23 protein-coding genes are annotated in these 26,973 nt (G+C 73.0%); 17 read left to right on the plus strand and 6 right to left on the minus strand.

The features are described from left to right. The first annotated feature begins 49 nt into the window (after positions 1 to 49). From hpnE to CD790_RS08065, 9 genes are all read left to right on the plus strand, one after another. Complete coding sequence (gene hpnE, locus CD790_RS08025) at positions 50 to 1,561, plus strand: hydroxysqualene dehydroxylase HpnE (RefSeq protein WP_144382335.1); 1,512 nt, start codon at positions 50 to 52, stop codon at positions 1,559 to 1,561. Further along, positions 1,558 to 2,655, plus strand: coding sequence for a polyprenyl synthetase family protein (locus tag CD790_RS08030; protein WP_144382336.1), 1,098 nt, complete (start codon positions 1,558 to 1,560; stop codon positions 2,653 to 2,655). The genes hpnE and CD790_RS08030 overlap by 4 nt, the downstream gene beginning before the upstream one ends. Positions 2,656 to 2,851: 196 nt before the next feature. After that, positions 2,852 to 4,798, plus strand: coding sequence for a squalene--hopene cyclase (gene shc / locus CD790_RS08035; RefSeq protein ID WP_144382337.1), 1,947 nt, complete (start codon positions 2,852 to 2,854; stop codon positions 4,796 to 4,798). Then, on the plus strand, positions 4,798 to 5,445 hold the full coding sequence (locus CD790_RS08040; RefSeq protein WP_144382338.1) for a 1-hydroxy-2-methyl-2-butenyl 4-diphosphate reductase: 648 nt from the start codon (positions 4,798 to 4,800) through the stop codon (positions 5,443 to 5,445). The genes shc and CD790_RS08040 overlap by 1 nt, the downstream gene beginning before the upstream one ends. A 5-nt stretch (positions 5,446 to 5,450) precedes the next feature. After that, entirely contained in the window at positions 5,451 to 6,476 is a 1,026-nt protein-coding gene (gene hpnH, locus CD790_RS08045) for an adenosyl-hopene transferase HpnH (protein ID WP_144382339.1), read from the plus strand. Between the two features lie 4 nt (positions 6,477 to 6,480). Beyond that, positions 6,481 to 7,647, plus strand: coding sequence for a flavodoxin-dependent (E)-4-hydroxy-3-methylbut-2-enyl-diphosphate synthase (ispG, locus tag CD790_RS08050; protein WP_144382340.1), 1,167 nt, complete (start codon positions 6,481 to 6,483; stop codon positions 7,645 to 7,647). Between the two features lie 21 nt (positions 7,648 to 7,668). Next, positions 7,669 to 9,717, plus strand: coding sequence for a 1-deoxy-D-xylulose-5-phosphate synthase (gene dxs, locus CD790_RS08055; protein WP_144382341.1), 2,049 nt, complete (start codon positions 7,669 to 7,671; stop codon positions 9,715 to 9,717). Beyond that, a complete protein-coding gene (locus tag CD790_RS08060; protein ID WP_144382342.1) occupies positions 9,714 to 11,114 on the plus strand; it encodes an aspartate aminotransferase family protein in 1,401 nt (466 codons plus the stop codon). The genes dxs and CD790_RS08060 overlap by 4 nt, the downstream gene beginning before the upstream one ends. Positions 11,115 to 11,159: 45 nt before the next feature. After that, entirely contained in the window at positions 11,160 to 12,359 is a 1,200-nt protein-coding gene (locus CD790_RS08065; protein ID WP_144382343.1) for a serpin family protein, read from the plus strand. Positions 12,360 to 12,445: 86 nt separating this feature from the next. Here the strand turns inward: CD790_RS08065 and CD790_RS08070 are convergent, their stop codons facing one another. Further along, positions 12,446 to 13,255 carry a tyrosine-protein phosphatase gene (locus tag CD790_RS08070; RefSeq protein WP_260867407.1) on the minus strand — a complete coding sequence of 270 codons (810 nt, stop codon included), beginning with the start codon at positions 13,253 to 13,255 and terminating at the stop codon, positions 12,446 to 12,448. 429 nt (positions 13,256 to 13,684) lie between these two features. Between CD790_RS08070 and CD790_RS08075 the strand changes: the two genes are divergently transcribed. Further along, positions 13,685 to 14,515 (plus strand): SGNH/GDSL hydrolase family protein, encoded by an 831-nt coding sequence (locus CD790_RS08075; protein WP_144382345.1) that lies wholly within the window; start codon positions 13,685 to 13,687, stop codon positions 14,513 to 14,515. A gap of 134 nt (positions 14,516 to 14,649) precedes the next feature. Here CD790_RS08075 and CD790_RS08080 read toward each other — a convergent pair whose 3' ends face one another. Continuing rightward, the gene (locus tag CD790_RS08080) at positions 14,650 to 15,093 is read right to left on the minus strand and encodes an ATP-binding protein (protein WP_260867408.1); all 444 of its coding nucleotides are present in this window, start codon (positions 15,091 to 15,093) and stop codon (positions 14,650 to 14,652) included. Positions 15,094 to 15,233: 140 nt separating this feature from the next. On the opposite strand from CD790_RS08080, the gene CD790_RS08085 reads away from it, so the two are divergent. The 3 genes from CD790_RS08085 (at position 15,234) to CD790_RS08095 (ending at position 17,311) form a co-directional block, all read left to right on the plus strand. Then, a complete protein-coding gene (locus tag CD790_RS08085; protein ID WP_144382347.1) occupies positions 15,234 to 16,106 on the plus strand; it encodes a helix-turn-helix transcriptional regulator in 873 nt (290 codons plus the stop codon). Between the two features lie 3 nt (positions 16,107 to 16,109). Then, the gene (locus CD790_RS08090) at positions 16,110 to 16,367 is read left to right on the plus strand and encodes a DUF397 domain-containing protein (RefSeq protein WP_144382348.1); all 258 of its coding nucleotides are present in this window, start codon (positions 16,110 to 16,112) and stop codon (positions 16,365 to 16,367) included. A 137-nt stretch (positions 16,368 to 16,504) separates the two neighbouring features. After that, entirely contained in the window at positions 16,505 to 17,311 is an 807-nt protein-coding gene (locus CD790_RS08095; protein WP_399217118.1) for a VOC family protein, read from the plus strand. A 127-nt stretch (positions 17,312 to 17,438) separates the two neighbouring features. On the opposite strand, the gene CD790_RS08100 is transcribed toward CD790_RS08095, so the two are convergent. From CD790_RS08100 to CD790_RS08115, 4 genes are all read right to left on the minus strand, one after another. Then, a complete protein-coding gene (locus CD790_RS08100; RefSeq protein ID WP_260867472.1) occupies positions 17,439 to 18,647 on the minus strand; it encodes an MBL fold metallo-hydrolase in 1,209 nt (402 codons plus the stop codon). 275 nt (positions 18,648 to 18,922) lie between these two features. Next, on the minus strand, positions 18,923 to 19,633 hold the full coding sequence (locus tag CD790_RS08105) for a gamma-glutamyl-gamma-aminobutyrate hydrolase family protein (RefSeq protein WP_144382350.1): 711 nt from the start codon (positions 19,631 to 19,633) through the stop codon (positions 18,923 to 18,925). 23 nt (positions 19,634 to 19,656) lie between these two features. Next, positions 19,657 to 21,144, minus strand: coding sequence for an ethanolamine permease (eat, locus tag CD790_RS08110; RefSeq protein WP_144382351.1), 1,488 nt, complete (start codon positions 21,142 to 21,144; stop codon positions 19,657 to 19,659). 303 nt (positions 21,145 to 21,447) lie between these two features. Beyond that, positions 21,448 to 22,173, minus strand: coding sequence for a FadR/GntR family transcriptional regulator (locus tag CD790_RS08115; RefSeq protein ID WP_144382352.1), 726 nt, complete (start codon positions 22,171 to 22,173; stop codon positions 21,448 to 21,450). A 74-nt stretch (positions 22,174 to 22,247) separates the two neighbouring features. Between CD790_RS08115 and CD790_RS08120 the strand changes: the two genes are divergently transcribed. From CD790_RS08120 to CD790_RS08135, 4 genes are all read left to right on the plus strand, one after another. Beyond that, positions 22,248 to 23,642 carry a glutamine synthetase family protein gene (locus tag CD790_RS08120; protein WP_144382353.1) on the plus strand — a complete coding sequence of 465 codons (1,395 nt, stop codon included), beginning with the start codon at positions 22,248 to 22,250 and terminating at the stop codon, positions 23,640 to 23,642. Between the two features lie 10 nt (positions 23,643 to 23,652). After that, a complete protein-coding gene (locus tag CD790_RS08125) occupies positions 23,653 to 25,038 on the plus strand; it encodes an aldehyde dehydrogenase (protein WP_260867409.1) in 1,386 nt (461 codons plus the stop codon). Positions 25,039 to 25,043: 5 nt separating this feature from the next. Continuing rightward, complete coding sequence (locus tag CD790_RS08130; RefSeq protein WP_144382355.1) at positions 25,044 to 25,826, plus strand: 3-oxoacyl-ACP reductase; 783 nt, start codon at positions 25,044 to 25,046, stop codon at positions 25,824 to 25,826. A gap of 156 nt (positions 25,827 to 25,982) precedes the next feature. Then, a complete protein-coding gene (locus tag CD790_RS08135) occupies positions 25,983 to 26,954 on the plus strand; it encodes a DUF2510 domain-containing protein (protein ID WP_144382759.1) in 972 nt (323 codons plus the stop codon). Positions 26,955 to 26,973 lie beyond the last annotated feature (19 nt).

The following is a 26,973-nucleotide window of genomic DNA, read 5'->3' on the forward strand; positions in this document are numbered from 1 at the left end:
CCCTCCGCCGCGGCCGCACGTCCCAGTCCACGAGTGAGGGGGTGGACACATGACGACACACACCACGCGCACCGACCGGCACCGGACGCACGCGACAGGCCGTCCCGAGGGGGCGGCCGCCGTGGTTGTCGGCGGGGGACTGGCCGGCACCACCGCGGCGCTGGCGCTCGCCGACGCCGGAGTGCGCGTCACCCTTCTCGAGGGCCGGCCTCGCCTGGGCGGCCTCGCCTTCTCCTTCCGTCGCGACTCCCCGGCCGGCGAACTGAGCGTCGACAACGGCCAGCACGTCTATCTGCGCTGCTGCACCGCCTACCGCTGGTTCCTGGACCGCGTCGACGCGTCCCGGCTCGCTCCGCTCCAGAGCACCCTGGACGTGCCGGTGCTCGACCCCGGGGCGCGGCGCGGGACCGGCGCGGCCCACGGCCCGCGGCTCGGCCGGATCCGCCGCGCCCCGCTGCCGGTGCCGCTGCACCTGGCCCCCAGCCTGGCCGGCTATCCGCACCTGTCCCTGACCGAGCGGGCCAAGGTCGGCCGGGCCGCACTCGCCCTCCGGGGGCTCGACCCCGCCGACCCGGCCCTGGACGGGGTGGACTTCGCCAGCTGGCTGCGCCGCCACGGCCAGTCGCCGCGCGCCGTCGAGGCGCTGTGGGACCTGATCGGCGTCGCCACCCTCAACGCCACCGCCGCGCACGCCTCGCTCGGCCTTGCCGCCATGGTCTTCAGGACCGGGCTGCTCTCCGACCCGGCCGCCGCGGACATCGGCTGGGCGCACGCCCCCCTCGGCGAGCTGCACGACACCCGGGCCGGCGCCGCCCTCGACACGGCCGGCGTACGCACCCTGCTGCGCACCCGGGCCGGCGCCCTCACCCGCACCGAGGCCGGCCGCTGGAGCGTGGCGGTCCAGGGCGGGACCGGCGCCGAGACGCTGGAGGCCGACGCCGTGGTGCTGGCCGTCCCGCAGCGCGAGACCCACGCCCTGCTGCCCGAGGGCGCGCTGGACGACCCGGACCGGCTGCTGCGGATCGGCACGGCGCCCATCCTGAACCTGCACGTCGTCTACGACCGGACCGTGCTGCGCCGCCCCTTCTTCGCGGCCGTCGGCAGCCCGATCCAGTGGGTCTTCGACCGCACCGACTCCTCCGGGCTCGCCGCCCCCGCGAGCGGGGGCCCGGCCGGACAGTATCTGGCGGTCTCCCAGTCCGCCGCCCACGACGACATCGACCGTCCCGTCGCCGAGCTGCGCGAGCGCTACCTGCCCGAGCTGGCGCGGCTGCTGCCGGCCGCCCGCCGCGCGGTGGTCCGGGACTTCTTCGTCACCCGGGAGCGCACGGCCACGTTCGCCCCCACCCCCGGGGTCGGCCGGCTGCGGCCGTCCGCCCCCACCAACGCGCCCGGCCTCTACCTGGCCGGCGCGTGGACCGCCACCGGATGGCCCGCGACCATGGAGGGCGCCGTGCGCAGCGGACTGACCGCCGCCGGCGAGGCGCTCGCCGCCCTGGGCCGCCCACATGAGAACCCTCTCCCCGCCCTGCGTGGGGTGACCCCCGAGGAGGCGGCATGAGCACCATGACCCAGAACAGAGGAGAGCCCGTGACCCCGGTGACCCCCGCCGTCGACTCCGCGGCCGTCGCCGCGCTGCTGGAGCGCGGTCGGACGCTCGCCACACCGGTGCTGCGCGCGGCCGTGGGCCGACTGGCGGCACCCATGGACGCGGTCGCGGCGTACCACTTCGGCTGGATCGACGCCGCGGGCCGGCCGTCCGCCGGCGACAGCGGCAAGGCGGTCCGCCCGGCGCTGGCGCTGATCTCCGCCGAGGCCGCGGGGGCGCCGCCCGAGACCGGCATCCCCGGCGCGGTCGCGGTCGAGCTGGTGCACAACTTCTCGCTGCTCCACGACGACCTGATGGACCGGGACGAGCAGCGCCGCCACCGGGACACCGTGTGGAAGGTGCACGGACCGGCCCAGGCCATCCTCGTCGGCGACGCGCTCTTCGCGCTGGCCAACGAGATACTGCTGGAGCTGGGCACCGCGGAGGCGGGGCGCGCCACCCGGAGGCTGACCGCCGCCACCCGCAGGCTCATCGACGGCCAGGCCCAGGACATCTCCTACGAACACCGGGAGCGGGTCACCGTCGAGGAGTGTCTGGAGATGGAGGGCAACAAGACCGGCGCGCTGCTGGCCTGCGCCACCTCCATCGGCGCGGTTCTGGGCGGCGCGGACGACCACACCGCCGACACCCTGGAGCGCTACGGCTACCACCTCGGCCTCGCCTTCCAGGCCGTCGACGACCTGCTCGGGATCTGGGGCGACCCCGAGGCCACCGGCAAGCAGACCTGGAGCGATCTGCGGCAGCGCAAGAAGTCGCTGCCCGTCGTCGCCGCCCTGGCCGCCGGCGGAGCGGCCTCCGAGGAGCTCGCCGAGCTGCTGGCGGCCGACGCCAAGCAGCCCGACTCGGAGTTCGCCGACTTCGACGAGGAGGAGTTCGCCACCCGCGCGGCGCTGATCGAGCGGGCGGGCGGACGCGACTGGACCTCCCAGGAGGCCCGCCGCCAGCACGCCACGGCGGTCTCCGCGCTGAGCGAGGTGCGGCTGCCCGAGACGGTCCGGGCGCAGCTCGTGGCGCTCGCCGACTTCGTGGTCGTACGAGAGAGATGATCGCCATCAGCCGCATCGCCTCCGGCCGTATCGCCGTCAGCCGCATCGCCACCAGTCGTGTCGTCCTCGGCCGTACCGCCGTCGACGGCGTCGCCACCCATCGCATATAGCTCGCAGTCGCCGGCCGGCGCCCCCGCGGGGCGCCGGCCGACGGAAACCCCATTTCGGCAGAGATCTCGCACTGCAAGGGGAAACCATGACAGCGACCACCGTCCAACCCTCCGAGACCCCCTCCGAGCCCGAGACCCTGACGGCCGCCCGGCAGGCCACGGCCCGCGCCGTCGACCACCTGCTGGGGTGTCAGGACCCCGAGGGGTGGTGGAAGGGCGACCTGGAGACCAACGTCACCATGGACGCCGAGGACCTGATGCTCCGCCAGTTCCTCGGCATCAGGGACGAGCGCGTCCTCGCCGCCGCGGCGCGCCACATCCGGTCCCAGCAGAGAGCCGACGGCACCTGGGCCACCTTCTACGGCGGCCCCTCCGAACTCTCCGCCACCGTCGAGGCGTATGTCGCCCTGCGGCTGGCCGGGGACGGGCCCGACGAGCCGCACATGGCCGCCGCCTCCGCCTGGGTCCGCGAACGCGGCGGCATCGCCCGGGCCCGTGTCTTCACCCGCATCTGGCTCGCTCTCTTCGGCTGGTGGCGCTGGGAGGACCTGCCCGAGCTGCCCCCCGAGCTGATCTACCTGCCCACCTGGGTGCCGCTGAACATCTACGACTTCGGCTGCTGGGCCCGGCAGACCATCGTGCCGCTCACCATCGTCTCCGCCCACCGCCCGGTGCGGCCCGGGCCGTTCAGCGTGGACGAGCTGCACACCGACCCCCGCCACCCCAACCCGCCGCGCCCCAGCGCCCCGCTGACCAGCTGGGACGGCCTCTTCCAGCGCCTGGACCGGGCGCTGCACGGCTACCGCAGGGTCGCCGTCGGCCCGCTGCGCCGGGCCGCGGTGCGGAGCTGCACCCGCTGGATCATCGAGCGCCAGGAGAACGACGGCTGCTGGGGCGGCATCCAGCCGCCCGCCGTCTACTCCCTCATCGCCCTGCACATCCTCGGCTACGACCTCGGCCATCCGGTGCTGCGCGCCGGACTGGAGTCGCTGGAACGGTTCGCCGTGTGGCGCGAGGACGGCAGCCGGATGATCGAGGCCTGCCAGTCCCCGGTCTGGGACACCTGCCTGGCCACCATCGCCCTCGTCGACGCCGGACTCGCCCCGGACCACCCGGCCCTGGTCAAGGCCGCCGACTGGATGCTGGGGGAGGAGATCGACCGACGTGGCGACTGGGCGGTGCGCCGGCCCGAACTCCCGCCCGGCGGCTGGGCCTTCGAGTTCCACAACGACACCTACCCCGACATCGACGACACCGCCGAGGTGGTGCTGGCGTTGCGCCGGGTGGACCACCCCGAACCGGACCGGGTCGAGGCGGCCGTCCGCCGCGCCACCCGCTGGAACCTGGGCATGCAGTCCAAGAACGGCGCCTGGGCCGCCTTCGACGTGGACAACACCAGCCCGTTCCCCAACCGGCTGCCGTTCTGCGACTTCGGCGAGGTCATCGACCCGCCCTCGGCCGATGTCACCGCGCACGTGGTGGAGATGCTCGCCTGGGTGGGTCTGGCGCGGGATCCGCGAGCCCGGCGCGGCATCGCCTGGCTGCTGGCCGAGCAGGAGGTCGACGGCGCCTGGTTCGGCCGCTGGGGCACCAACTACGTCTACGGCACCGGCTCGGTCGTCCCCGCCCTGGTGGCGGCCGGCGTCCCCGCCTCGCACCCCGCGATCCGGCGCGCCGTCGCCTGGCTGGAGCGGGTGCAGAACGAGGACGGCGGCTGGGGCGAGGACCAGCGGTCCTACCGGGACCCGGAGTGGATCGCCCGCGGACCCTCCACCGCCTCACAGACCGCCTGGGCGCTGCTGGCGCTGCTGGCGGCCGGCGAGCGGGAGTCCAAGGCCGTGGAGCGCGCGGTGACCTGGCTGACCGACACCCAGCTGTCGGACGGCTCCTGGGACGAGCCGCAGTTCACCGGCACCGGCTTCCCCTGGGACTTCTCCATCAACTACCACCTGTACCGGCAGGTCTTCCCGGTCACCGCGCTCGGCCGCTATGTGTACGGCGAGCCGGCCCTGCCGCCGGCCCGGGACGCCTGATGGAGCCCGCCCGGCCCGCCCCTCTCCTGATCGCGTGCGCGCTCGGCATCGAGCGGCTCGCCCTCCGCGGCGACCACGACGGCGCACACGGGCCGGTGACGGTGGTGCGCACCGGCATGGGCCCGCGGTCCGCCGAGCGCGCGGTGGCCCGCGCGCTCGGCGACGGCGCGGCCGCCCGCGACACCGCCGTGATCGCCACCGGCTTCTGCGCCGGGCTGGCCCCCGGGATGCACCCCGGAGACCTGGTCGTCGCCGACGAGACCCGCGACCCCGAGGGCCGCACCCCGTGCACCGCCAGCGAGACCCTGGCCGCCGCGCTGTCCGCCCTGGCCCCCGCCGGCGTCCGACGCACCCCGCACATCGGGCCCGTCGTCGGCTCCGACCATGTGGTGCGGGGTGCGGAGCGCGCGGTACTGCGCGCCACCGGCGCCCTCGCGGTGGACATGGAGTCCGCCGCCACGCTCCGCGCCGCCGTGTCGGCGGGCGCCCGCCCGGTTGCGGCCGTACGAGTGGTCGTGGACGCTCCTGAACATGAACTCGTCCGGATTGGCACATTGTGCGGTGGAATATCTGCTTTCCGGGTACTACGCACTCTGCTCCCGGCTTTCTTTGAATGGCACCGATCCTTGCCGCTCCCCAGGAGGTGAGCCAGATGGCCATGCCGCTCCGACAGTCCATCCGGGTCGCGACATACGTTTTCACGCAGAAAGTCATCCGGCGGCGTGAGAAGTTCCCGCTGATCGTGGAGCTGGAGCCGCTGTACGCCTGCAACCTCAAGTGCGAGGGCTGCGGGAAGATCCAACACCCGGCCGGGGTGCTCAAGCAGCGCATGCCGGTGGCCCAGGCGGTCGGCGCGGTGCTGGAATCCGGTGCTCCGATGGTCTCCATCGCCGGTGGCGAACCCCTGATGCACCCCCAGATCGGCGAGATCGTCCGACAGTTGGTGGAGCGGAGGCGCTATGTCTTCCTCTGCACCAACGCCGTACTGCTGCGCAAGAAGATCGACGAGTTCACCCCGTCCCCGTACTTCGCCTTCGCGGTGCACATCGACGGGCTGCGCGAGCGGCACGACGAGTCGGTGGCCAAGGAGGGGGTCTTCGACGAGGCGGTCGCGGCCATCAAGGAGGCGCAGCGGCGCGGTTTCCGCACCACCACCAACTCGACCTTCTTCAACACCGACACCCCGCAGACCGTGGTCGAGGTGCTCAACTTCCTCAACGACGACCTGAAGGTGGACGAGATGATGATCTCGCCCGCCTACGCCTATGAGAAGGCACCCGACCAGGAACACTTCCTGGGCGTCGAGCAGACCCGGGAACTGTTCAAGAAGGCGTTCGCCGGCGGCAACCGGAAGCGCTGGCGGCTCAACCACAGCCCGCTCTTCCTGGACTTCCTGGAAGGCCGCACCGACTTCCCCTGCACGGCCTGGGGGATCCCGAACTACTCCCTCTTCGGCTGGCAGCGCCCCTGCTATCTGATGGCGGACGGCTATGTCCCCACCTACCGGCAGCTGGTCGAGGAGACCGACTGGGACAAGTACGGGCGCGGCAAGGACCCGCGCTGCGACAACTGCATGGCGCACTGCGGCTATGAGCCGACCGCCGTGCTCGCCACCGTGGGCTCGCTCAAGGAGTCGCTGCGCGCGGCCCGCGAGACCATGTCCGGGAACCATGGGTGAGGCCATGACAGCGACAGAGACGCTCGACCTCGGGCTCCCCGCCATGCCCGTCCGGCCGCTCGCCCCGCGCCGGCCCAGCCGACGGATCCAGGTCGGGTCGGTGGCGGTGGGCGGGGGTGCGCCGGTGTCGGTGCAGTCCATGACGACGACGGTCACGGCGGACATCGGTGCGACGTTGCAGCAGATCGCGGAGTTGACGGCCTCGGGGTGTCAGATCGTGCGGGTGGCGTGTCCGTCGCAGGATGACGCGGACGCGTTGCCGGTGATCGCGAGGAAGTCGCAGATCCCGGTGATCGCGGACATCCACTTCCAGCCGAAGTACGTGTTCGCGGCGATCGACGCCGGTTGCGCCGCGGTGCGGGTCAATCCGGGGAACATCCGGCAGTTCGACGACAAGGTGAAGGAGATCGCCAAGGCGGCCTCCGACGCCGGTGTCCCGATCCGTATCGGCGTCAACGCCGGTTCGCTGGACAAGCGGCTGCTGGCGAAGTACGGCAAGGCCACGCCGGAGGCGCTGGTGGAGTCGGCGCTGTGGGAGTGCTCGCTGTTCGAGGAGCACGGCTTCAGGGACATCAAGATCTCCGTCAAGCACAACGACCCGGTGGTCATGGTCAACGCCTACCGGCAGCTCGCCGCCCGGTGTGACTACCCGCTCCACCTGGGCGTGACCGAGGCGGGCCCCGCCTTCCAGGGCACGATCAAGTCCGCGGTGGCCTTCGGTGCCCTGCTCTCGGAGGGCATCGGCGACACCATCCGGGTCTCCCTCTCCGCTCCGCCGGCGGAGGAGGTCAAGGTCGGCATCCAGATCCTGGAGTCGCTCAACCTGCGCCAGCGTCGACTGGAGATCGTCTCCTGCCCCTCCTGCGGCCGCGCCCAGGTGGATGTCTACAAGCTGGCGGATCAGGTGACCGCGGGTCTTGAGGGGATGGAGGTGCCGTTGCGGGTGGCGGTGATGGGCTGTGTCGTGAACGGTCCCGGCGAGGCCCGGGAGGCCGACCTCGGTGTGGCCTCGGGCAACGGCAAGGGGCAGATCTTCGTGAAGGGCGAGGTGATCAAGACGGTGCCCGAGTCGAAGATCGTCGAGACCCTCATCGAAGAGGCCATGCGACTCGCGGAGGTGATGGAGACCGAGGGTGTCCCGTCGGGGACCCCCGATGTGACCGTGAGCTAGCCACGAAGAGGGGGACCCACCATGTCGCTCCTGGAGACCATCCGAGGCCCGCGCGACCTGAAAGCGCTACCCGAAGACCAACTCGGCCGACTCGCCGCCGAGATCCGCGAGTTCCTGGTCCGCGCGGTGACCAGAACCGGCGGACACCTCGGCCCCAACCTCGGCGTCGTGGAGCTGTCGATAGCCCTCCACCGGGTCTTCGACTCGCCCACCGACCGCATCCTGTGGGACACCGGGCACCAGTCCTACGTCCACAAGCTGCTCACCGGCCGCCAGGACTTCTCCAAGCTCCGCGGCAAGGGCGGGCTCTCCGGCTACCCGTCCCGCGACGAGTCCGAGCACGACGTCATCGAGAACAGCCACGCCTCCACGGTGCTGGGCTGGGCCGACGGCCTCGCCAAGGCCGACGAGGTGCTCGGCCGCACCGACCGGCACGTGGTCGCGGTGATCGGCGACGGCGCGCTGACCGGCGGCATGGCCTGGGAGGCGCTCAACAACATCGCCGCCGCCAAGGACCGGCCACTGATCATCGTCGTCAACGACAACGAGCGCTCCTACGCGCCCACCATCGGCGGCCTCGCCAACCACCTCGCCACGCTGCGCACCACCGACGGCTACGAGCGCGTCCTCGCCTGGGGCAAGGACGTGCTGCAACGCACACCCGTCGTCGGCCAGCACATCTACGGGTCCCTGCACGGCGCCAAGAAGGGCTTCAAGGACACCTTCGCACCGCAGGGCATGTTCGAGGACCTGGGGCTGAAGTACGTCGGACCCGTCGACGGGCACGACATCGCGGCCGTCGAGTCGGCGCTGCGCCGCGCCCGACGGTTCCACGGCCCCGTACTGATCCACTGCATCACCGCCAAGGGCCGCGGCTATCGGCCCGCCCTGGAGGACGAGGCCGACCACTTCCACACCGTCGGCGCGATGGACCCGCTGACCTGCCAGCCGCTCAGCCCCTCCGGCGGGCCGTCCTGGACCTCGGTCTTCGGCGACGAGATGGTGCGGATCGGCTCCGAGCGGCCCGATGTGGTGGCCCTGACCGCGGCGATGCTGCACCCGGTCGGGCTCGGCCCGTTCGCCGAGCGGTTCCCGCACCGGGTCTGGGACGTGGGCATCGCCGAGCAGCACGCCGCGGTGTCGGCCGCGGGGCTGGCCACCGGCGGGTTGCACCCGGTCTTCGCCGTCTACGCCACCTTCCTCAACCGGGCCTTCGACCAACTGCTGATGGACGTCGCGCTGCACCGCTGCGGGGTGACCTTCGTCCTCGACCGCGCGGGCGTCACCGGCACCGACGGCCCCAGCCACAACGGCATGTGGGACCTGTCCATCCTCCAGGTCGTGCCCGGACTGCGGATCGCCGCGCCGCGCGACGCCGACCAGCTGCGGGCGCAACTGCGGGAGGCGGTCGACGTGGACGACGCGCCCACCGTGGTCCGCTTCCCGAAGGAGTCGGTCGGCGAGCCGATCCCGGCGGTGGCCCGGGTGGGCGGCATGGACGTGCTGCGCGAGGCCCCGGACCGCGCCGATGTGCTGCTGGTCGCGGTCGGGGCGATGGCGCCGGTCGCGCTGGCGGCGGCCGAGCTGCTGGCCGAGCGCGCCGTCCACTGCACGGTCGTCGACCCGCGCTGGGTCAAGCCCGTCGACGCGGCGCTGCCCGCGCTGGCGGCCCGCCACCGGGCGGTGGCCGTCGTGGAGGACGGCAGCCGCAACGGCGGCGTCGGGTCGGCGGTCGCCCAGGCGCTGCGCGACGCCGCGGTGGACCTGCCGGTGCGCACCTTCGGCATCCCCGAGCGGTTCCTGCCGCACGCCAAGCGGGGCGAGGTCCTCGCCGACATCGGGCTGACCCCGGTCGAGATCGCCGCGGGGATCGGCGCGGCGCTGGGCCACGGACGGGTCAGCCGACAGCGCGGGTCCGCCGCCGAGGACGCCCGGGCTCACGCCCGGCCCACCGAGACCCTCGCCGAAAGCCCCGGCGAGACCACCGCCGAGAGCCGCCGGCAGGTCCCGGACCACGCGTCGAGCGGGGCGGGTGAGCACACCATGGAGAGCAGGGAGCGCCGCCGATGACCGCCGCCGAACCGTCACCGGGCTTCGACCTCGCCGGACTGCTCGCGGAGCGCGGCGCCGAGCGGTACGAGCTGCACGCCCGGTACCTCAACCACCAACTGCCGCGCATGCTGCGCACCATCGGCTTCGACAAGGTCTACGAGCGGGCCGAGGGCGCCTACTTCTGGGACGCGGACGGCCGCGACTACCTGGACATGCTCGCCGGCTTCGGCGTGATGGGCCTGGGCCGCCACCACCCCGTCGTGCGCCGGGCGCTGCACGACGTCCTGGACGCCTCGCTGGCCGATCTGACCCGCTTCGACTGCCCGCCGCTGCCCGGGCTGCTGGCCGAGCGGCTGCTGTCGTACGTCCCCCACCTGGACCGGGTGTTCTTCGGCAACAGCGGCACCGAGGCCGTCGAGACGGCCCTGAAGTTCGCCCGGTTCGCCACCGGCAAGCCGCGCGTCGTCTACTGCGCGCACGCCTTTCACGGGCTGACCACCGGCTCGCTCTCGGTCAACGGTGAGGACGGCTTCCGCGCGGGCTTCGCCCCGCTGCTGCCGGACACCGCCATCGAACTGGGGGACCTGGCCGCCCTGGAGCGGGAGCTCGGGCGCGGTGACGTGGCCGCGCTGGTGGTCGAGCCGATCCAGGGCAAGGGCGTGCACCCCGCCCCGCCCGGCTTCCTGCGGGCCGCGCAGGAGCTGCTGCACCGACACAAGGGGCTGCTCATCGCCGACGAGGTGCAGACCGGGCTCGGCCGGACCGGGGACTTCTTCGCCTACCAGCACGAGGAGGGCGTCGAACCGGACCTGGTCTGCGTGGCCAAGGCGCTCTCCGGCGGCTATGTGCCGGTCGGCGCCACCCTCGGCAAGGACTGGATCTTCAAGAAGGTCTACTCCTCGATGGACCGGGTGCTGGTGCACTCCGCCAGCTTCGGCTCCAACGCGCAGGCCATGGCCGCGGGGCTGGCCGTGCTCGCCGTCATGGAGGACGAGAGGACCGTCGAGAACGCCCGGCGCACCGGCGACCTGCTGCGCGACCGACTCGCCGCGCTGGTGGACCGCTACGAGCTGCTGTACGCGGTGCGCGGGCGCGGCTTGATGATCGGGATCGAGTTCGGCCGGCCCCGGTCGCTGGCCCTGCGCGGCCGCTGGACCATGCTCCAGACGGCCCGGAAGGGGCTGTTCGCGCAGTTGGTCGTCGCCCCGCTGCTGCACCGGCACCGCATCCTCACCCAGGTCTCCGGCGACCACATGGAGGTCATTAAGCTGATCCCGCCGCTGATCATCGGCGAGCGCGAAGTGGACCGCTTCGTCGATGCCTTCACCGCCGTCATGGACGAGGCCCACTCGGGCGGCGGTCTGATCTGGGACTTCGGCCGCACGCTGGTGAAGCAGGCGGTGGCGGGACGGTGAACCGGCCGGCCGACTGACGCGTCGCACACGGGAGAGGCACGAGCCATGCTCGCCACGGAGACCATACGTTCCGTCAACGAGCTGACCGGGTGGTGGGCGCGGAGCGCGGTGCCGGAGGCGGCCGAGGGCACCGTGTTCTCCGCCGCCGGGGTGTGGCCGCTGCTCGCCCTGCTGGCGGGCGGCGCCGACGGCCGGGCCCGGGGGGAACTGCACGGCACCCTCTCCCTCGCCGGCGCGGACAGCGCGTCGGCCCGCGGCCGCGAGTTGATCGAGGCGCTGGGCGCGATGGAGGGCGTGGCCGTGGCCACCGGCCTGTGGACCCGCGCGGAGCGGGTGCCGCTACGGCCGGTGTGGGCGGCCGCGCTGCCGCCCGGCGTCCACGGGGAGTTGACCGGCGCCCCCGACCGGGACCGCGCGGCGCTGGACGCCTGGGCGACCCGGCACACGGACGGCCGGATCACCGGGTTGCCGGTGCCGCTGACCGCCGACACCCTGCTGGTCCTGGCCGGGGCGCTGCTGCTGCGCACCCGGTGGACCCGCCCCTTCGGCGAGGGCTGGCTGGAGCCCGACGACGGGCCGTGGCGGGGGCGGCGGCTGACCGGCCTCTACCGCTCCGGCCCGGACCTCGACCTGCTTCGGGTCGCCCCCGACACCCCGGCGGGGCCGCTGACGCTCGCCGAGGTCGCCGGCGACAACGGGCTGGAGGTGCGCCTGGTCCGCGGCGCCGCGGGCGTCCCCGGCGGCGAGGTGCTGCAGACGGCGGTGGCCGTACTGGACGGGGAGCACCCGGCGCTGCCCGGCTCGGCGCTCCCGTACGGTGAACCGGCCCCCGGCGTCCGCGTGGTGGAGGCGACCAGCTGGGAGGAGCGCCCGACCCTCAACCTGGCCACCGTCCGCTTCACCGTGCGGGCGGAGCACGATCTGCTCGACCGCGCGGGGCTGTTCGGCCTGCGCACGGCCACCGACACCGGGCGCGGCCACTTCCCGGGCATCAGCCCGACCCCGCTCGCCGTCACCTCCGCACGCCAGAGCATGACGGCCGGCTTCACCGCCACGGGCTTCGAGGCGGCGGCCGTGACCTCCGTCGGGATGGGCCTGGGCGGCGTCCCCAGGCAGCGCTCGAAGCAGGTCGCCGCCCGCTTCGACCAGCCCTTCGGTTTCCTCGCCCGCCACCGCGCCTCCGGCCTGATCCTGGCCGCCGGCTGGGTCACCGGCCCGGACGAGGCCCCGAACCGCCCCTGGTGACACCCCGCCGCCCGGCGAACCGAGCCGAAGGGCGGGCCCCCGCCTCACGGCCTCGGACGCACTCCGGCCCCGTACGGACCGAGCCCTTAGAAAGAGACCAGCAAGCGCTCCCGCAGGGACTCCCGCATCTGGTCGGTCAGTCCGAGGCCCTGGGTCAGGTACCTCTCCACGCCGCCCCAGACGGAGTCGATCGTGTCCCAGGCCGCGGTCAGGTATTCGAGGCGGGCGTCGAAGAGGGGCGTGAGGAGCTCGATGACCTCGGGGGCCATGGCGTTCGCGGGGTCGCCGCTGCGCCAGATCTTGTAGCGGCGGTGGGCGGCGCCGGACTCCAGGTAGTCCTGCTCGATGGCGTCCCGTTCGACGCCGAGGGCCAGCAGGATGACCGCGATGGAGAGCCCCGCGCGGTCCTTGCCGGCGGAGCAGTGCAGGAGCGCGGGGGAGCTGCCGCCGGCCAGCTCGGCCAGCAGCCGACCGTGTTCCACCGTCCGGGTGGTGACGATCTCGCGGTAGGAGGCGATCATGCGCCCGGCCGCCCGGCCCTCGGCGAGCAGCTCCCGCAGCTCGCGCAGCTCGCCCTCGCGCACCATGGTCCAGAAGCCCGAGCCGTCGGCCGGGTCGCTGAGCGGGATGTTGACGTTCCGCACACCGGTCAGGGCGACGTCCCGCCCCTCCAGCTTGATGTCGGCGGAGTTGCGGAAGTCGAAGACGGTGTGCAGGCCGAGAGAGTCGAGGAAGGCGGTGTCCTCCGGGGTGGCGCCCGCGAGGTGCCCGCTGCGGAACAGCACGCCGTGCCGGATCCGCCGTCCGTCCCCGGTGGGCAGTCCGCCCACGTCCCGGAAGTTGCGTACCCCTACCAGGTCGGGCTCGACGGACGGGATCTGCGGCGACTGCGTCACGGGCGCTCCTCGGGTCGTTCGCCGGCGCTGGTCGTCGGCGAGACACGGTTCTGTTGACGATACGACATCTGTTCCCAGGGCAATCAGTTCGACATGGCGGCCCCGATCGGTGCGTCGGCTCCGTGCCGTGTCGCGCCGTTCGCAGGGGCCGACTCGCCTTCCCCGTCTCCCCGTCGCCGACCCCATCCCCGCGGCTCCGAGCCGTGAATCTCCCTCCGGTGGGCGTGCGGGGTGGCCGGTCGAGGGCGGATCCCGGCTCGCGCGCCCCGACCGCGAGGGGGAAGCGGGCGTATGCGCGGCACCGGACGGCGTTGCGCCTCGCCGTCCTATTCCACCTCCGCCAAAACTGACCGGGTGGTATTCATCACGCCTCGTCAACCCCTGGTTACGGTGGCGTAAGTCACTTCCCACGGTGAAGGATGTGCTGACATGGCAGACGATTCGAAGAGATTCACCATTGGCACGATCGGGTCGTACGCAGCCGTCGGCGACAGCTTCACGGAGGGGGTCGGTGACCCCGGTCCCGCGGGGGCGTTCGTCGGCTGGGCCGACCGGCTGGCCGTACTGCTGTCCGATCGGCTGCACACCGCCCATCCGGCAGCGGAGTCCGCGGGGGACTTCGCTGCCGACTTCCGGTACGCCAACCTGGCCGTGCGTGGCCGGCTCCTGGACCAGATCGTCGAGGAGCAGGTGCCGCGCGCCAAGGAGCTCGCCCCCGACCTGGTGAGCTTCTGCGCCGGCGGCAACGACATCCTGCGTCCGGGCAGCGACCCCGACGACATCGCCGCCCGCTACGAGGCGGCCGTCGCCGACCTCACCGCCTCCGTCGGCACCGTGCTGGTGTGCACCGGCTTCGACACCCGAGGCGTCCCGGTGCTGCGCCATCTGCGCGGAAAGATCGCCACCTACACGGCGCACGTCCGGGCCATCGCCGACCGGCACGGCTGCCCGGTGCTCGACCTGTGGTCGCTGCGTTCGGTGCAGGACCGCCGGGCCTGGAGCGAGGACCGGCTGCACCTCTCGGCGGACGGCCACACCCGGGTGGCGCTGCGCGCCGCACAGGTGCTCGGCCTGCCCCTGGCCACCGACCCGGACCAGCCCTGGCCGGAGGAGGGCCATCGCTCGGCGGCCGAGGTGCGCCGGGACAACATCCACTGGGCGCGGGAACACCTGGTGCCCTGGATCGGGCGGCGGCTGCGCGGGGAGTCCTCCGGCGACCACGTCCACCCCAAGCGCCCGGACCTGCTGCCGTTGCCGTAGTCGGCGGTGACAGGCGCCGTCCTCGGCGGTCGGGCGGGTTCGGAGACCGAGCCCGCCCGACCGCCGAGGACGCGTGACGCCACCTCAGCGCGCCCGGAGACTCGGACGGTGGACGGTGCGGCTCGTCGAACGCGCTAGCTCAGATGCGCCCAGACCGCCCGACCCCGGCCGTCCTCCGCGGGTCTGACGCCCCATGAGTCGGACAGCGCCTCCACCAGCATCAGCCCGCGTCCGCCCTCCTGGTCGACGGTGACCGGGCGGGCCATCGGCTCGGTGCGGGCGCAACCCTGGTCGGTGACCTCAAGCCGCAGCCGGAGGCCGACCGCGCGCACCTCGCAGCAGACCCGCTCGCTGGAGGTGTGCCGCACCGCGTTGGTGAACAGCTCGGAGACGATCAATTCGGCGTTGTCGCGGACCTCTTCGCCGATGCCCCACTCCCGGAGCCGCGCCAGGACCCGCCGTCGCGCCTCCGCGACCGACGTGCTCAGCGCGGGGAGGGAGAACGCGTCCTGAAGACACTGGGCGAGGGAACCGCCGCCCGAATGCCCTAAACGGAGAGCCTCATGGGAAGGAGCCACGCCGTCACTATGCTCTGTCACTCTCACGTATGGCAAGGTTCAATCTGTAAATTGCAGAATCGCACCGGACAGAGTGTTCCGGGCGAAGTTGAGGGCGTGCCAGACTGCTGCTCCGTGGGGCCAGTTGAAGGGGAGCGGTAGTGGCGGACGCGCGGCACGGCGGGGGTGCCCCCACCGTACTCAGAGTGGTGCTCGGCAGACGGCTGCAGGACCTCAGGGAGAAGGCGGGGCTGTCGTACGAGCAGGCCGGTCGTGCCCTCGACGTCACCCACGCCACCATCCGGCGGATGGAGAAGGCCGAGGTCGGGCTGAAGATCCCGTACGTCGAGAAGCTGCTGTCGACCTACGGCGTCACCGACCCGGAGGAGTTCGACTCCTTCGTGGCCCTGGCCCGCGAGGCCAACCAGCCCGGCTGGTGGCACCGCTTCCGGGACGTCCTGCCCGAGTGGTTCAGCGCGTTCGTCAGCCTGGAGTCGGAGGCCAACCTGATCCGGGCCTACGAGCCGCACTACGTGCCCGGCCTGCTGCAGACCGCGGAGTACGCCCGCGCGGTGCTGCGCGCCGGGATGCCGACCGCCGCCGACGAGGAGATCGAGCGCGTCGTCGCGCTGCGGGTGGAGCGCCAGGCGCTCCTCACCCGGCCCGACCCGCCGCTGCTGTGGGTGGTCATGGACGAGACGGTGCTGCGTCGGCCCATCGGCGGCTCGTCGGAGATCATGCGCGGACAGCTCACCCGCCTCCTGGAGGCGTCCGAGCTGCCCAGCGTGCGGTTGCAGATCATGCCGTTCGCCGCCGGACCGCATCCGGCGATGTACGGCCCCTTCCATGTCTTCCGGTTCCCGATCCCGGAACTGCCGGACATCGCGTATGCGGAGAACCTCATCGGTGCTTCGTATATCGACCAACGCGATGACGTGTCCGTCTTCCGGGAGGCCCTGGACCGGATGTGCGCGCAGGCCGCGCCAGCACAGAACACTCAGGACATTCTGGGTGGTATTCGCAAGGAGATCTGAACCATGGATCGCATATGCAGGGACCGCATACGCATCTACAACGGCATGCCGGCGAGGGACCTCGGCAACGAGGGCTGGCAGAAGCCGTGGAGCGGCGGTAACGGGGGAAGTTGCGTCGAGGCCATGAAGCTCGGTGACGGTCGGGTGGCGCTGCGCCAGTCGACCGATCCCGACGGCCCCGCCCTGATCTACACGCTCCACGAGATGGAACGGTTCATCGAGGGGGCCAAGGCCGGGGAGGCCGACTTCCTGCTCGCATGACCGCCGACAGCCCGGCGGACTACTCAGCGTCGCCACCGGCCCGGCCCCGACGGGGCGCCGAGCTGCCCCGACAGGCGGGCCACGGGTGGCGCCCGGACCGGTTCGGACGGAGGGTGTAGAGAACGACTGGGAACGAGGTGACGGCGTTGACGACGGCCACATCGCGCGGGGTCCAGGGGGCACCCTGCTGGGTGAGCCTGACGGTGCCCGACCTGAAGGCCGCGCAGGACTTCTACGCGGCCGTGCTCGGCTGGGAGTACAAGCCCGGCTTCCAGGGCCAGGGCAGCTACTCCGTGGCCCTGGCCAAGGCCACCCCGGTGGCCGGCATCGGGGCGGCCTCCGGCCTCGGCCGGCAGGCGGTCTGGACGGCGTACTTCGTCGCCGACAGCGCCGACGTGGTCGCCTCCCGGATCCGTGAGCGCGGCGCCACCGTCGCGGTGGGCCCGCTGGAGTTCGGCAACGGCCGGGTGGCCTGGGCCGCCGACCCCTTCGACGCGGTCTTCGGCATCTGGGAGGGCGCCGTCGACCCCGAGTGGCAGGTGGGGCGCACCGCCGGCGCCCCGGCCTGGCTGGAGCTGCGCACCAGGGACCCGTTCGCCTCGGCGATGTTCTACGGCGGTGTCTTCGACTGGGACGTGGAGGGCCCCCGGAAGATCGACGTGCGCTACGAGCACGACCGGGTGATGCTCTCCGTCGGCGGCCACACCGTGGCCGGGATCTACGGCGGCGGGGTGGAGACCGCGCCCGACCCCCATCTGCGGCCGCAGTGGCACGTCTACTTCTGCGTGGACGACGTCGAGGCCGCGGTGGACCGGGCCGACGCCGCGGGCGGCACGGTCATCACCCGGCCGCGTGACACCCCCTTCGGCCCGATGGCCAGCGTCCGCGACCCGCAGGGCGCGCTGTTCCACCTCTCGTCGGAGGAGATCGAGAAGGCGGGCTGACCGCCGCCGCGGGGCCCCCCGGGGGCTACGAGGGGATCCCGTACGGGGCGCCGTCGCTCCTCGACTGCGCGACCCGCGACCGGGGTCTAGGCCGGGGTCTCCCACGGCTGGGCTCTTCGGCTGGGCCCTACGGCAGGGGCTGGGGCACGGCGGGCGTGGCGTCGTCCCTGCGCTCCGGCCGCTCGGGGCCGGCTCCCGCGCCGGGCGCGCCGCCCTCCGGCGGGGCCTGCCGGCCGCCCGGGGGCGGCGCCGCGACCGCGCGCCACCACGGGTCCAGCGGCAGCCCGGCCGCCGGTTCGAAGGGCTGCCCGGGGCGCGGCATCGCCACCGTCGCCCCGACCGCCCCCGCGGCGGTCACGGTCCCCTCGGCCGGCTCCTCCCACGGGTGGGGAGCCAGGTTGAAGGTGCCCCAGTGGATCGGCAGCATGACGCCCGTGGGCCGGCCGCCCTGCAGGTCCAGATGGGCGCGCAGCCCCTCCTGGGGCGTCATGTGGATGTCCGGCCAGAACTCGCTGTACGCGCCGATCTGGATCATCGTGGCGTCGAACGGGCCGTACGCGGCGCCGATGTCCCGGAAACCGGGGAAGTACCCGGTGTCCCCGCTGTGGAAGACGGCGTGCTCCGGGCCCGCGACCACCCAGGAGGCCCACAGCGTGTGCTGGGTGTTGCGCAGCGCCCGACCGCAGAAGTGGCGGGCCGGGGTGGCGGTGAGGGTGAGCCCGGCGACCCTGGTCGACTCGTGCCAGTCGAGCTCGGTGATCTGCTCGGCCGGGACGCTCCAGTGCTCCAGGTGCGCGCCGACCCCCAGGGGCACCACGAAGACCGTGCCGGTGCGGGCCAGTGCCCGGACGGTCGGCATGTCGAGGTGGTCGTAGTGGTCGTGCGAGATGACCACGGCGTCCACGGTCCCCAGCTCGCGCAGGGGTACCGGCACCGGGTGCAGCCGCTTCGGCCCGACGAAGGCGAACGGCGAGCAGCGCTGCCCCCAGACCGGGTCGAACAGCACCCGCCGACCGTCGATCTCCGCCAGCACGCTGGAATGGCCCATCCAGGTCAACCGCAGCCCGGAGGCGGGCGGCGCGGCCAGGTCGGCGAGCGTGGTCGGATGCACCGGCACGGTGCCGGCCGGCGCCCTGCGCACCCGTTCCTCCCTGCGGAAGTACGTGGACAGGAACTTCAGCATCGACCCGGACGGGGCGACCCGTGCGGCCACCGGATTGACGAACACGCCGTCGGCGAAGTTCGGCGACCGGCGGATGCGCTCCATCCGCTCGCCGTCCGGGTCCGCCCCGAAGGCGGCGGGGCGCGGCGCACCGCGCCACGAGCGCGGGGACACCCGGCTGGTCTGCGTCTCCGTCGTGTGCGAACCGGTCACGGCACCTCCAGCGTGAGGGGGTGGGGCCACCCCATTATCTGTGGGAAGAACTCACACCGCTGGTCACCTTGTTCCGCGAGGGCGACGCGGAGCCGCCCGGGGTGCCCGCCCGGGACCCGTACGGCGGCGGGCGTTCGCGCGGTGGCCGGTGCACGCGTGCGGACCGAACCCGGGCGCGCGCGGACGGCCCCGGGCCCGGCGTACCGGGTCCGGGGCCGTCCGTCCCCTCCGGGAGGTCAGCCGCGCGCGGCGGCCGTCAGCGCCTCCATGACGCGGGGGTCGTCGCCCGCCTCGGGGTGCCACTGCACCCCGAGGACGAAGCCCTGGGCGCCCGGGAGCTCCAGGGCCTCCACCGTCCCGTCCGCCGCGTGCGCGGAGACCTCCAGTCCGGCGCCGAGCCGGTCCACCGCCTGGTGGTGGTAGGTGGGCACGGACACCGGCTCCGGCAGCGCCCGGGCGAGCAGCGTGCCCGGGACCGGGATGACCTCGTGGCGCTCGAAGACGCCGGGCGGCCCGCTGTGCCCCTCGTGCCCCACCGTCTCCGGAAGGTGCTGGACGAGCGTGCCGCCGCGGGCGACGTTGAGCAGCTGCATGCCCCGGCAGATGCCCAGCAGCGGCACCCCGGCCGCCAGGGCCGCCTCGATCAGGGCCAGTTCCCAGACGTCGCGCTCCCGGGCGGGCGGCCCGGTGCGGGGGTGCGGCTCGGCTCCGTACCGCACCGGCTCCACATCGGGGCCGCCCGCGATGACCAGGCCGTCCAGTCGGGACACCACGGCCGCGGCCGCCGCCGGGTCGTCCGGCGGCAGCTGCGCCGCCAGGCCGCCGGCCCGCTGGACGAGCCGGTGGTAGCCGGCGGGCAGCAGCGCGGCGGGCAGCTCCCACACCCCCCAGCGCACGGACTGCTCCAGGTAGGTGCTGATGCCGATGAGGGGCTTGGCTTGGGTCACGGGAGACGCTCCGGTTTCGGTTCTCAGTCGCGGGACAGTTCCGCCTCGGCGGCCGCCAGCGCCGCGAACTCCTCCTCGGGGGCGCTGGCGACCAGGCGGTGACGGCTGTAGAGGGCGAAGTAGGCGAGGGCGACGGCATAGACGCCCAGGGCGATGAAGGCGGCGTCCTTGTCCACCAGGAAGGTGGCCACCAGCGCCGACAGCGCCAGCACGAAGGCCACCGAGGAGGTGAGCACGCCGCCGGGGGTGCGGTAGGGCCGGTGCAGCAGCGGCTCGCGGCGGCGCAGCACGATGTGGGACAGCGCCATCAGGGCGTAGGAGATGGTGGCGCCGAAGACGGCCACGTTGAGCATCCGCGCGCTGTCCCCGGACCAGGCGGCCAGCGCGAACCCCAGCCCGCCGGGGACCAGCAGGCCCAGGTACGGCGCCTTGCGGCGGCTGGTCAGGGAGAGGAAGCGGGGCAGGTAGCCGGCGCGGGAGAGGGCGAAGAGCTGCCGGGAGCCGGCGTAGATGAGGGAGAAGAAGGAGGCGACCAGGCCGGCCAGGCCGGCGTAGTTGACGATGCGGGACAGCACCGTCGGCTCACCGTCCGGTTGCAGCGCCTCCACCAGCGGGTTGCCCGCCTCCTGGATCGCGGCCGAACCGCGCGCCCCGGTCGCGGCGAGGAAGGTGACCAGGGCCAGGAGCAGCAGCACGCCCATCGCCGCGGCCATGGCCTTGGGCAGCGTACGGGCCGGGTCGCGGGTCTCCTCGGCGGCCAGCGGCACGCCCTCCACGCCCAGGAAGAACCACATGCCGAAGGGGAAGGCCGCCCAGATGCCCAGGATGCCGAAGGGCAGCCAGGAGTTGGCGCCGAAGGCGTCGTGGTCGACCGGGATGTCGTTGAGCGAGCCCGCGTCGAAGTCGGTGAAGGCGGCGACGGCGAAGATCAGCAGGGCGGCGACGGCGATCGCCGTGACGATCAGGCTGAAGCGCAGCGCCTCGCCCACGCCCCACAGGTGGATGCCGATGAAGATGACGAAACAGGCGAGGTAGACCGGCCAGCCGGACTCCAGACCGAAGAGCTTGAGCGACTCCACGTAGTCGCCGATGAAGAGCGAGATCGCCGCGGGCGCCAGCACGTACTCGATGAGGATCGCGGTGCCGGTGAGGAAGCCGCCCCAGGTGCCCAGCGCACGGCGCGCGAAGCCGTAGCCGCCGCCGGCCGTCGGCAGGATCGCGGCCAGCTCGGCCAGCGAGAACACCATGCAGGTGTACATCACGCCCATGATCAGCGCGGCGATGGCCAGCCCGCCGAAGCCGCCTTCCTGGAGGCCCAGGTTCCAGCCGGAGAAGTCGCCGGAGACGACGTAGGCGACGCCCAGGCCGGTCAGCAGCAGCGGGCCCGAGCTGCCGCGGCGCAGTGAGCGGCGCTCCAGATAACCGTCGTCGGGGGAGGAGGGGGAGACGGAGGCGTCGGCGCCAGGCGGCGCGTCGCTCAGCGGGGTGCGGGACTCGGTTCCATCGGCCATGGGGAGCTCCTGCTCGGGGCGGGGAGAGGGGATATCGTCCACGCGGGCGTGGGGGAGGCGTCGGCGGACGGGGTGTGGCAATGGTTTGGGGGCATACCTTTTCTCTCCGCATGGCCATGCGCAAGCCCCTTGCGTAAAACAATGGTTACGAGCACGTCACGTCGCCCTTACCGGCCGGCCGGCACGGCCGGCGCCGCCGCTCCCGGTCGCGTACCGCCCCCGCCCGGCTACGCCGCGCGATCCCCGGGCGCCGTGTCCAGCCCGATCACGCCGCACCGATCCCGGGCGCGGCGCCCACCCCGGCTACGCCAGGAAGCCGCGCAGCAGCGCCGCCGTCCCCGCGCAGTGCTCCCGCATCACCTCGCGTGCCGCGTCCGCGTCCCCGTCCAGCACCGCCTCCACCAGCGCGGTGTGCTGGTGCTGGGAGTGCTCCAGGTTCCGCACCAGCAGCGGGATGCAGTCCAGCAGCTCGTTGACGGTCGCCCGGACGGCGGCGTAGCGCGCGGCCAGCGACGGCGAGCCGGAGAGCTCGGCCAGGGTCAGGTGCAGCAGCGTGTCCAGCCGCCGGTAGTCCGTCAGCGGGGCGTCGCGGGTGGCGTCCAGCGCCCCGCGCAGCCGCGCCACCTGGTCCGTGTCCAGCCCGTGCGCCGCGCACAGCCCGGCCGCGCCCACCTCCAGCACCTCGCGGAAGCGCAGCGTGTCCTCCACGTCCACCCGCGCGATCCGGCGGCGCAGCTCCGCCTCGCCGCCGGAGGGCTCCCGGCGGGCGCGGACGAAGGTGCCGCCGTACCGGCCGCGCCGGCTCTCCACCAGCCCCTGGTCCTGGAGCACCTTCAGCACCTCGCGCAGTGTGACCCGGCTGATCTGGAGCCGCTCCGCCAGCTCGCGCTCGGCCGGCAGCCGCCCGCCGTCGGGCACCAGTCCGAGCCGCACGATCTGGAGTATCTGCTCCAGCGCCTCCTCGAAGCCGTTGCCCGCGCGCACCGGCCGCAGCACCGGCGCCAGCCGGTCCGCCGCGTCTTCGTCCATGGAAGCCTCTTCCCAATCAATGGTCTACGGCCCTACCTTAAGACCTCCGGTCGCACCGACAGGAGGCACCAACCGTGTCAGACCGCACGCCCCCGCTCTCCGTCGACGAACTACGCAAGCTCGTCGAAGCCGGAGAGATCGACACCGTCGTCCTCGCCTTCACCGACATGCAGGGCAGGTTGCAGGGCAAGCGGTTCGCCGCGCGCTTCTTCCTCGACGACGCCCTGGAGCATGGCACCGAAGGCTGCAACTACCTGCTCGCCGTGGACACCGACATGAACACCGTCGACGGATACGCCATGTCCTCCTGGGAGCGCGGGTACGGCGACTTCGCCATGCACGGCGACACCGCCACCCTGCGCCGCACCCCCTGGAACCCCGGCACCGCGCTGATCACCGCCGACCTCGCCTGGCACGACGGCTCGCCGGTCCTCGCCTCGCCCCGGCAGATCCTCCGCCGCCAGCTGGACCGACTCCACCAGGCGGGGCTGGACAGAACCGGACGGGGCTGGACCGCCTACGCCGGAACCGAACTGGAGTTCATGGTCTTCAAGGACACCTACGAGGAGGCCTGGAGCCGCGGCTACCGCGGCATGAACCCCGCGAACCAGTACAACATCGACTACTCCGTGCTCGGCACCGGCCGGGTCGAGCCGCTGCTACGCCGCATCCGCAACGAGATGGGCGCGGCCGGCATGACGGTGGAGTCCGCCAAGGGCGAGTGCAACCTCGGCCAGCACGAGATCGCGTTCCGCTACGACGAGGCGCTCACCACCTGCGACCAGCACTCCGTCTACAAGACCGGGGCCAAGGAGATCGCCTCCCAGGAGGGCGTGGCGCTCACCTTCATGGCCAAGTACGACGAGCGCGAGGGCAACTCCTGCCACATCCACCTCTCGCTGCGCGACGAGGAGGGCGTGCCGGTGCTCGCGGACGACACCGGCCAGGACCCGTACGGCATGTCGAAGACCATGCGGCACTTCCTGGCCGGACAGCTCGCCGCCATGCGGGACTTCACCCTCCTCTACGCCCCCAACATCAACTCCTACAAGCGCTTCCGGCCCGGGTCCTTCGCGCCCACCGCCGTGGCCTGGGGGCCGGACAACCGCACCTGCGCGCTGCGCGTCATCGGCCACGGCCACGCCCACCGGCTGGAGAACCGGCTGCCGGGCGGCGACGTCAACCCGTACCTGGCGGTCGCGGGCATGGTGGCCGCCGGGCTCCACGGCATCGAGAACGAGCTGGAACTCCCCGAGGCGTGCACCGGCAACGCCTACACCGGCGGCGCCCAGCACGTGCCCACCACGCTGCGCGAGGCATCCGAGCTGTGGGCCGCCAGCCCCATCGCGCGCGCCGCCTTCGGCGACGAGGTCGTCGAGCACTACCTGAACATGGCCCGTGTCGAACAGGACGCGTTCGACACCGCCGTCACGGACTGGGAGCGCTTCCGCTCCTTCGAGCGCATGTAAGGACTACCGCGTGACTCTGCACGAGACCGAGGCGCTCCCCGCCCTCGACGTCCTCAACCCAGCGACGGGGGAGGTCATCGCCACCGTCCCGGCCGCCACCCCGGCCGAGGTCGACGCCGCGGTGGGCCGCGCCGCCGCCGCGCAGCGCGACTGGGCCGCGCTGGCCCCCGGCGACCGGGCCCGGCTGCTGCGCCGGTTCGCCGCCGCCGTCGACGAGCACGTCGAGGAGCTCGCCCAGCTGGAGGTCCGTGAGGCCGGCCACCCGATCGGCAACGCCCGCTGGGAGGCGGGCAACTTCCGCGACCTGCTCGACTACGCCGCCGGCGGCGTGGAGCGGCTGAATGGCCGTCAGATCCCGGTCGCCGGGGGACTGGACATCACCTTCCACGAGCCGCTGGGCGTGATCGCCGTCATCGCGCCGTGGAACTTCCCCATGCCGATCGCCGGCTGGGGCAGCGCGCCCGCGCTGGCCGCCGGCAACGCCGTGATCCTCAAGCCCGCCGAGACCACCCCGCTCACCGCGTTGCGGCTGGCCGAACTGGCCCTGGAGGCCGGGCTGCCGGAGGGGCTCTTCCAGGTGCTGCCCGGCCAGGGCCCGGTCGCCGGCGACGCGCTGGTCGAACACCCCGGCGTGGCCAAGGTCGTCTTCACCGGCTCGACCACGGTCGGCAAGCAGATCATGGCCAAGTGCGCCCGGACGGTGAAGCGGGTGACCCTGGAACTCGGCGGCAAGAGCCCCAACATCGTCTTCGCCGACGCCGACCTGGAGCTGGCCGCCGCCTCCGCCCCCGGATCCTTCCTCGACAACACCGGCCAGGACTGCTGCGCCCGCAGCCGGATCCTGGTGCAGCGCGCCGTCTACGACCGTTTCATGGAGCTGCTGGAGCCCGCCGTCAAGGCGTTCCGGGTCGGCGACCCCGCCGACCCCGCGACCCAGATGGGCCCGCTGATCTCGGCCGCCCAACGGGAGCGGGTCCGCTCCTACGTGGCCGAGGACGCCCCCGCCGCCATCCGCGGCGAGGCGCCCGAGGGCGACGGCTTCTGGTACCCGGCCACCGTCCTGGAGGGCCGGCACGGGGACCGCGCCGCCGTCGAGGAGGTCTTCGGCCCGGTCGCGGTCGTGATCCCCTTCGACGACGAGGCGGAGGCGGTGCGGATCGCCAACGCCACCGAATACGGCCTGTCCGGGTCGCTGTGGACCCGCGACGTGGGGCGCGCCATCCGTGTCTCGCGCGCCGTCGCCGCCGGCAACCTGTCGGTCAACTCCCACAGCAGCGTCCGCTACTGGACCCCCTTCGGCGGCTTCAAGCAGTCCGGCCTCGGCCGGGAGCTGGGCCCCGACGCGCTCGCCGCTTTCACCGAAACCAAGAACGTCTTCATCAGCACGGAGGCCTGAGCACCATGACCGACACCGACATCTGCCGCCGCCTGGTGGGCCGCACCGCCGTGATCACCGGAGCCGGCAGCGGCATCGGCCTGGCCACCGCGCGCCGGATCGCCTCCGAGGGCGCCAACGTCGTCTGCGCCGACATCGACGAGACCGCGGGCAAGGCCGCCGCCGAAGAGGTCGGCGGCACCTATGTCAAGGTCGACGTCACCGACGCCGAGCAGGTCGAGGCGCTGTTCAAGACCGCGTACGACACCTACGGCTCGGTCGACATCGCCTTCAACAACGCGGGCATCTCCCCGCCCGACGACGACTCCATCCTCGTCACCGGGCTGGACGCCTGGAAGCGGGTCCAGGAGGTCAACCTCACCTCCGTCTACCTGTGCTGCAAGGCCGCCATCCCCTACATGCAGCGCCAGGGCAGGGGCTCCATCATCAACACCGCCTCCTTCGTCGCCAAGATGGGCGCCGCGACCTCGCAGATCAGCTACACCGCCTCCAAGGGCGGCGTGCTGGCCATGTCCCGCGAGCTGGGCGTGCAGTTCGCCCGCGAGGGCATCCGGGTCAACGCGCTCTGCCCGGGCCCCGTGAACACCCCGCTGCTCAAGGAGCTCTTCGCCAAGGACCCGGAGCGTGCCGCACGCCGCCTGGTGCACGTGCCGGTCGGCCGGTTCGCCGAGCCCGAGGAGATCGCCGCCGCGGTCGCCTTCCTGGCCAGCGACGACTCCTCGTTCGTCAACGCCGCGGAGTTCCTGGTCGACGGCGGCATCGCGGGGGCCTACGTCACCCCGCTGTAGGTCCTGTTCGTCGGGTTCTGTGGGGGTTTACCGGCGTCTGCCGCCTCGCTCGGGCGGCGGGCGCCGGTGAACATCACACCCCTGTAAACGTCTGGCCCGGGCGACGGGGATCCGGTATACGGCATCGAAGTCTGCCCATAGGGTGACGGTGTGAGCATGACGACCCCGCCCGGCTGGTACCCCGACCCCGAACACCGGGCCGCCGGCCCCGCCCCGGAACGCTGGTGGGACGGCACCGCCTGGACCGACCACCGTCGCGAGCCGCACTACGCGCCGCCCTTCGGTCAGGCCGCTCCGGGGTACCCCGGCACCCCGGGATACCCGCCCGGGTACCCGGCGCCGGACGGCGGCGGTCGGCGCGGCCGCGGCCCGAAGATCGCGGCGGTGGTCGTCGCCGCGGCGGTCCTGGTGGCCGCCATCGTCGGCGGCGTCCTCCTGCTCCAGGACGACGGCGACGACGACAAGGACGACCGGGCCGACCCGCGACCGAGCGCCTCCGCCCCGACGACTCCGACGACCCCGGCGCCCGAAGGCGACGACGGCGGCACCGACGACATCCCCACCCCGCCGCCCTCCGACGACCCCGGCGTCGCGGTCGACGCGCTCAACGGCATCAGCCTGCCCGTCCTCCCCGGCTGGCAGGCCGGCCGCAGCAACGCGGGCGGCGCCGGCCTGTCCACCTCCACCTACCCCTGCCCCAACGACCCGGACACCAACTGCGTGCGCGGCGGCGTCTTCACCTCCACGGCCACCGGCTTCAAGGCCAAGACCGCGGAGGGCATAGCCAAGGAGGACATCGAGCGGAACGCCGAGGACTCCTACGGCACCGACCCGGACGGCGAGCGCAGCGCCTACGGCGGCCTCAAGGGACACAGCCGGCTGAAGTCGGAGGCGGTGACCGTCGCCGGCCAGCGGGGCTACCTGGTGCGCTGGAAGGTGGACACCAAGATGGGCGCCGACGGCTACGTCCAGTCCGTGGTCTTCCCCTCGCCGACCCTGCCCGACCAGATGGTCCTGGTCCGCATGGGCTTCGACGCGAGCGACGAGGCGCCGCCCCTCTCCGACATGGACCGGATCCTGCGGGGGATCAAGGGCGTCGGCGAGGAGGGCGACAGCGAGTCGGTGTGACCCGGGCGGAGTCCTCGGT

This window comes from Streptomyces sp. SAJ15, from assembly GCF_007595705.1.
In the GTDB taxonomy this organism is placed as follows: Bacteria; Actinomycetota; Actinomycetes; order Streptomycetales; family Streptomycetaceae; genus Streptomyces.

Bases quoted from the DNA above. Each gene is read 5' to 3' on its own strand.
- hpnE (WP_144382335.1), top strand. From the start codon at position 50: ATGACGACACACACCACGCGCACCGACCGGCACCGGACGCACGCGACA.
- CD790_RS08030 (WP_144382336.1), top strand. From the start codon at position 1,558: ATGAGCACCATGACCCAGAACAGAGGAGAGCCCGTGACCCCGGTGACC.
- shc (WP_144382337.1), top strand. From the start codon at position 2,852: ATGACAGCGACCACCGTCCAACCCTCCGAGACCCCCTCCGAGCCCGAG.
- CD790_RS08040 (WP_144382338.1), top strand. From the start codon at position 4,798: ATGGAGCCCGCCCGGCCCGCCCCTCTCCTGATCGCGTGCGCGCTCGGC.
- hpnH (WP_144382339.1), top strand. From the start codon at position 5,451: ATGGCCATGCCGCTCCGACAGTCCATCCGGGTCGCGACATACGTTTTC.
- ispG (WP_144382340.1), top strand. From the start codon at position 6,481: ATGACAGCGACAGAGACGCTCGACCTCGGGCTCCCCGCCATGCCCGTC.
- dxs (WP_144382341.1), top strand. From the start codon at position 7,669: ATGTCGCTCCTGGAGACCATCCGAGGCCCGCGCGACCTGAAAGCGCTA.
- CD790_RS08060 (WP_144382342.1), top strand. From the start codon at position 9,714: ATGACCGCCGCCGAACCGTCACCGGGCTTCGACCTCGCCGGACTGCTC.
- CD790_RS08065 (WP_144382343.1), top strand. From the start codon at position 11,160: ATGCTCGCCACGGAGACCATACGTTCCGTCAACGAGCTGACCGGGTGG.
- CD790_RS08075 (WP_144382345.1), top strand. From the start codon at position 13,685: ATGGCAGACGATTCGAAGAGATTCACCATTGGCACGATCGGGTCGTAC.
- CD790_RS08090 (WP_144382348.1), top strand. From the start codon at position 16,110: ATGGATCGCATATGCAGGGACCGCATACGCATCTACAACGGCATGCCG.
- eat (WP_144382351.1), bottom strand. From the start codon at position 21,144: ATGGCCGATGGAACCGAGTCCCGCACCCCGCTGAGCGACGCGCCGCCT.
- CD790_RS08115 (WP_144382352.1), bottom strand. From the start codon at position 22,173: ATGGACGAAGACGCGGCGGACCGGCTGGCGCCGGTGCTGCGGCCGGTG.
- CD790_RS08130 (WP_144382355.1), top strand. From the start codon at position 25,044: ATGACCGACACCGACATCTGCCGCCGCCTGGTGGGCCGCACCGCCGTG.
- CD790_RS08135 (WP_144382759.1), top strand. From the start codon at position 25,983: ATGACGACCCCGCCCGGCTGGTACCCCGACCCCGAACACCGGGCCGCC.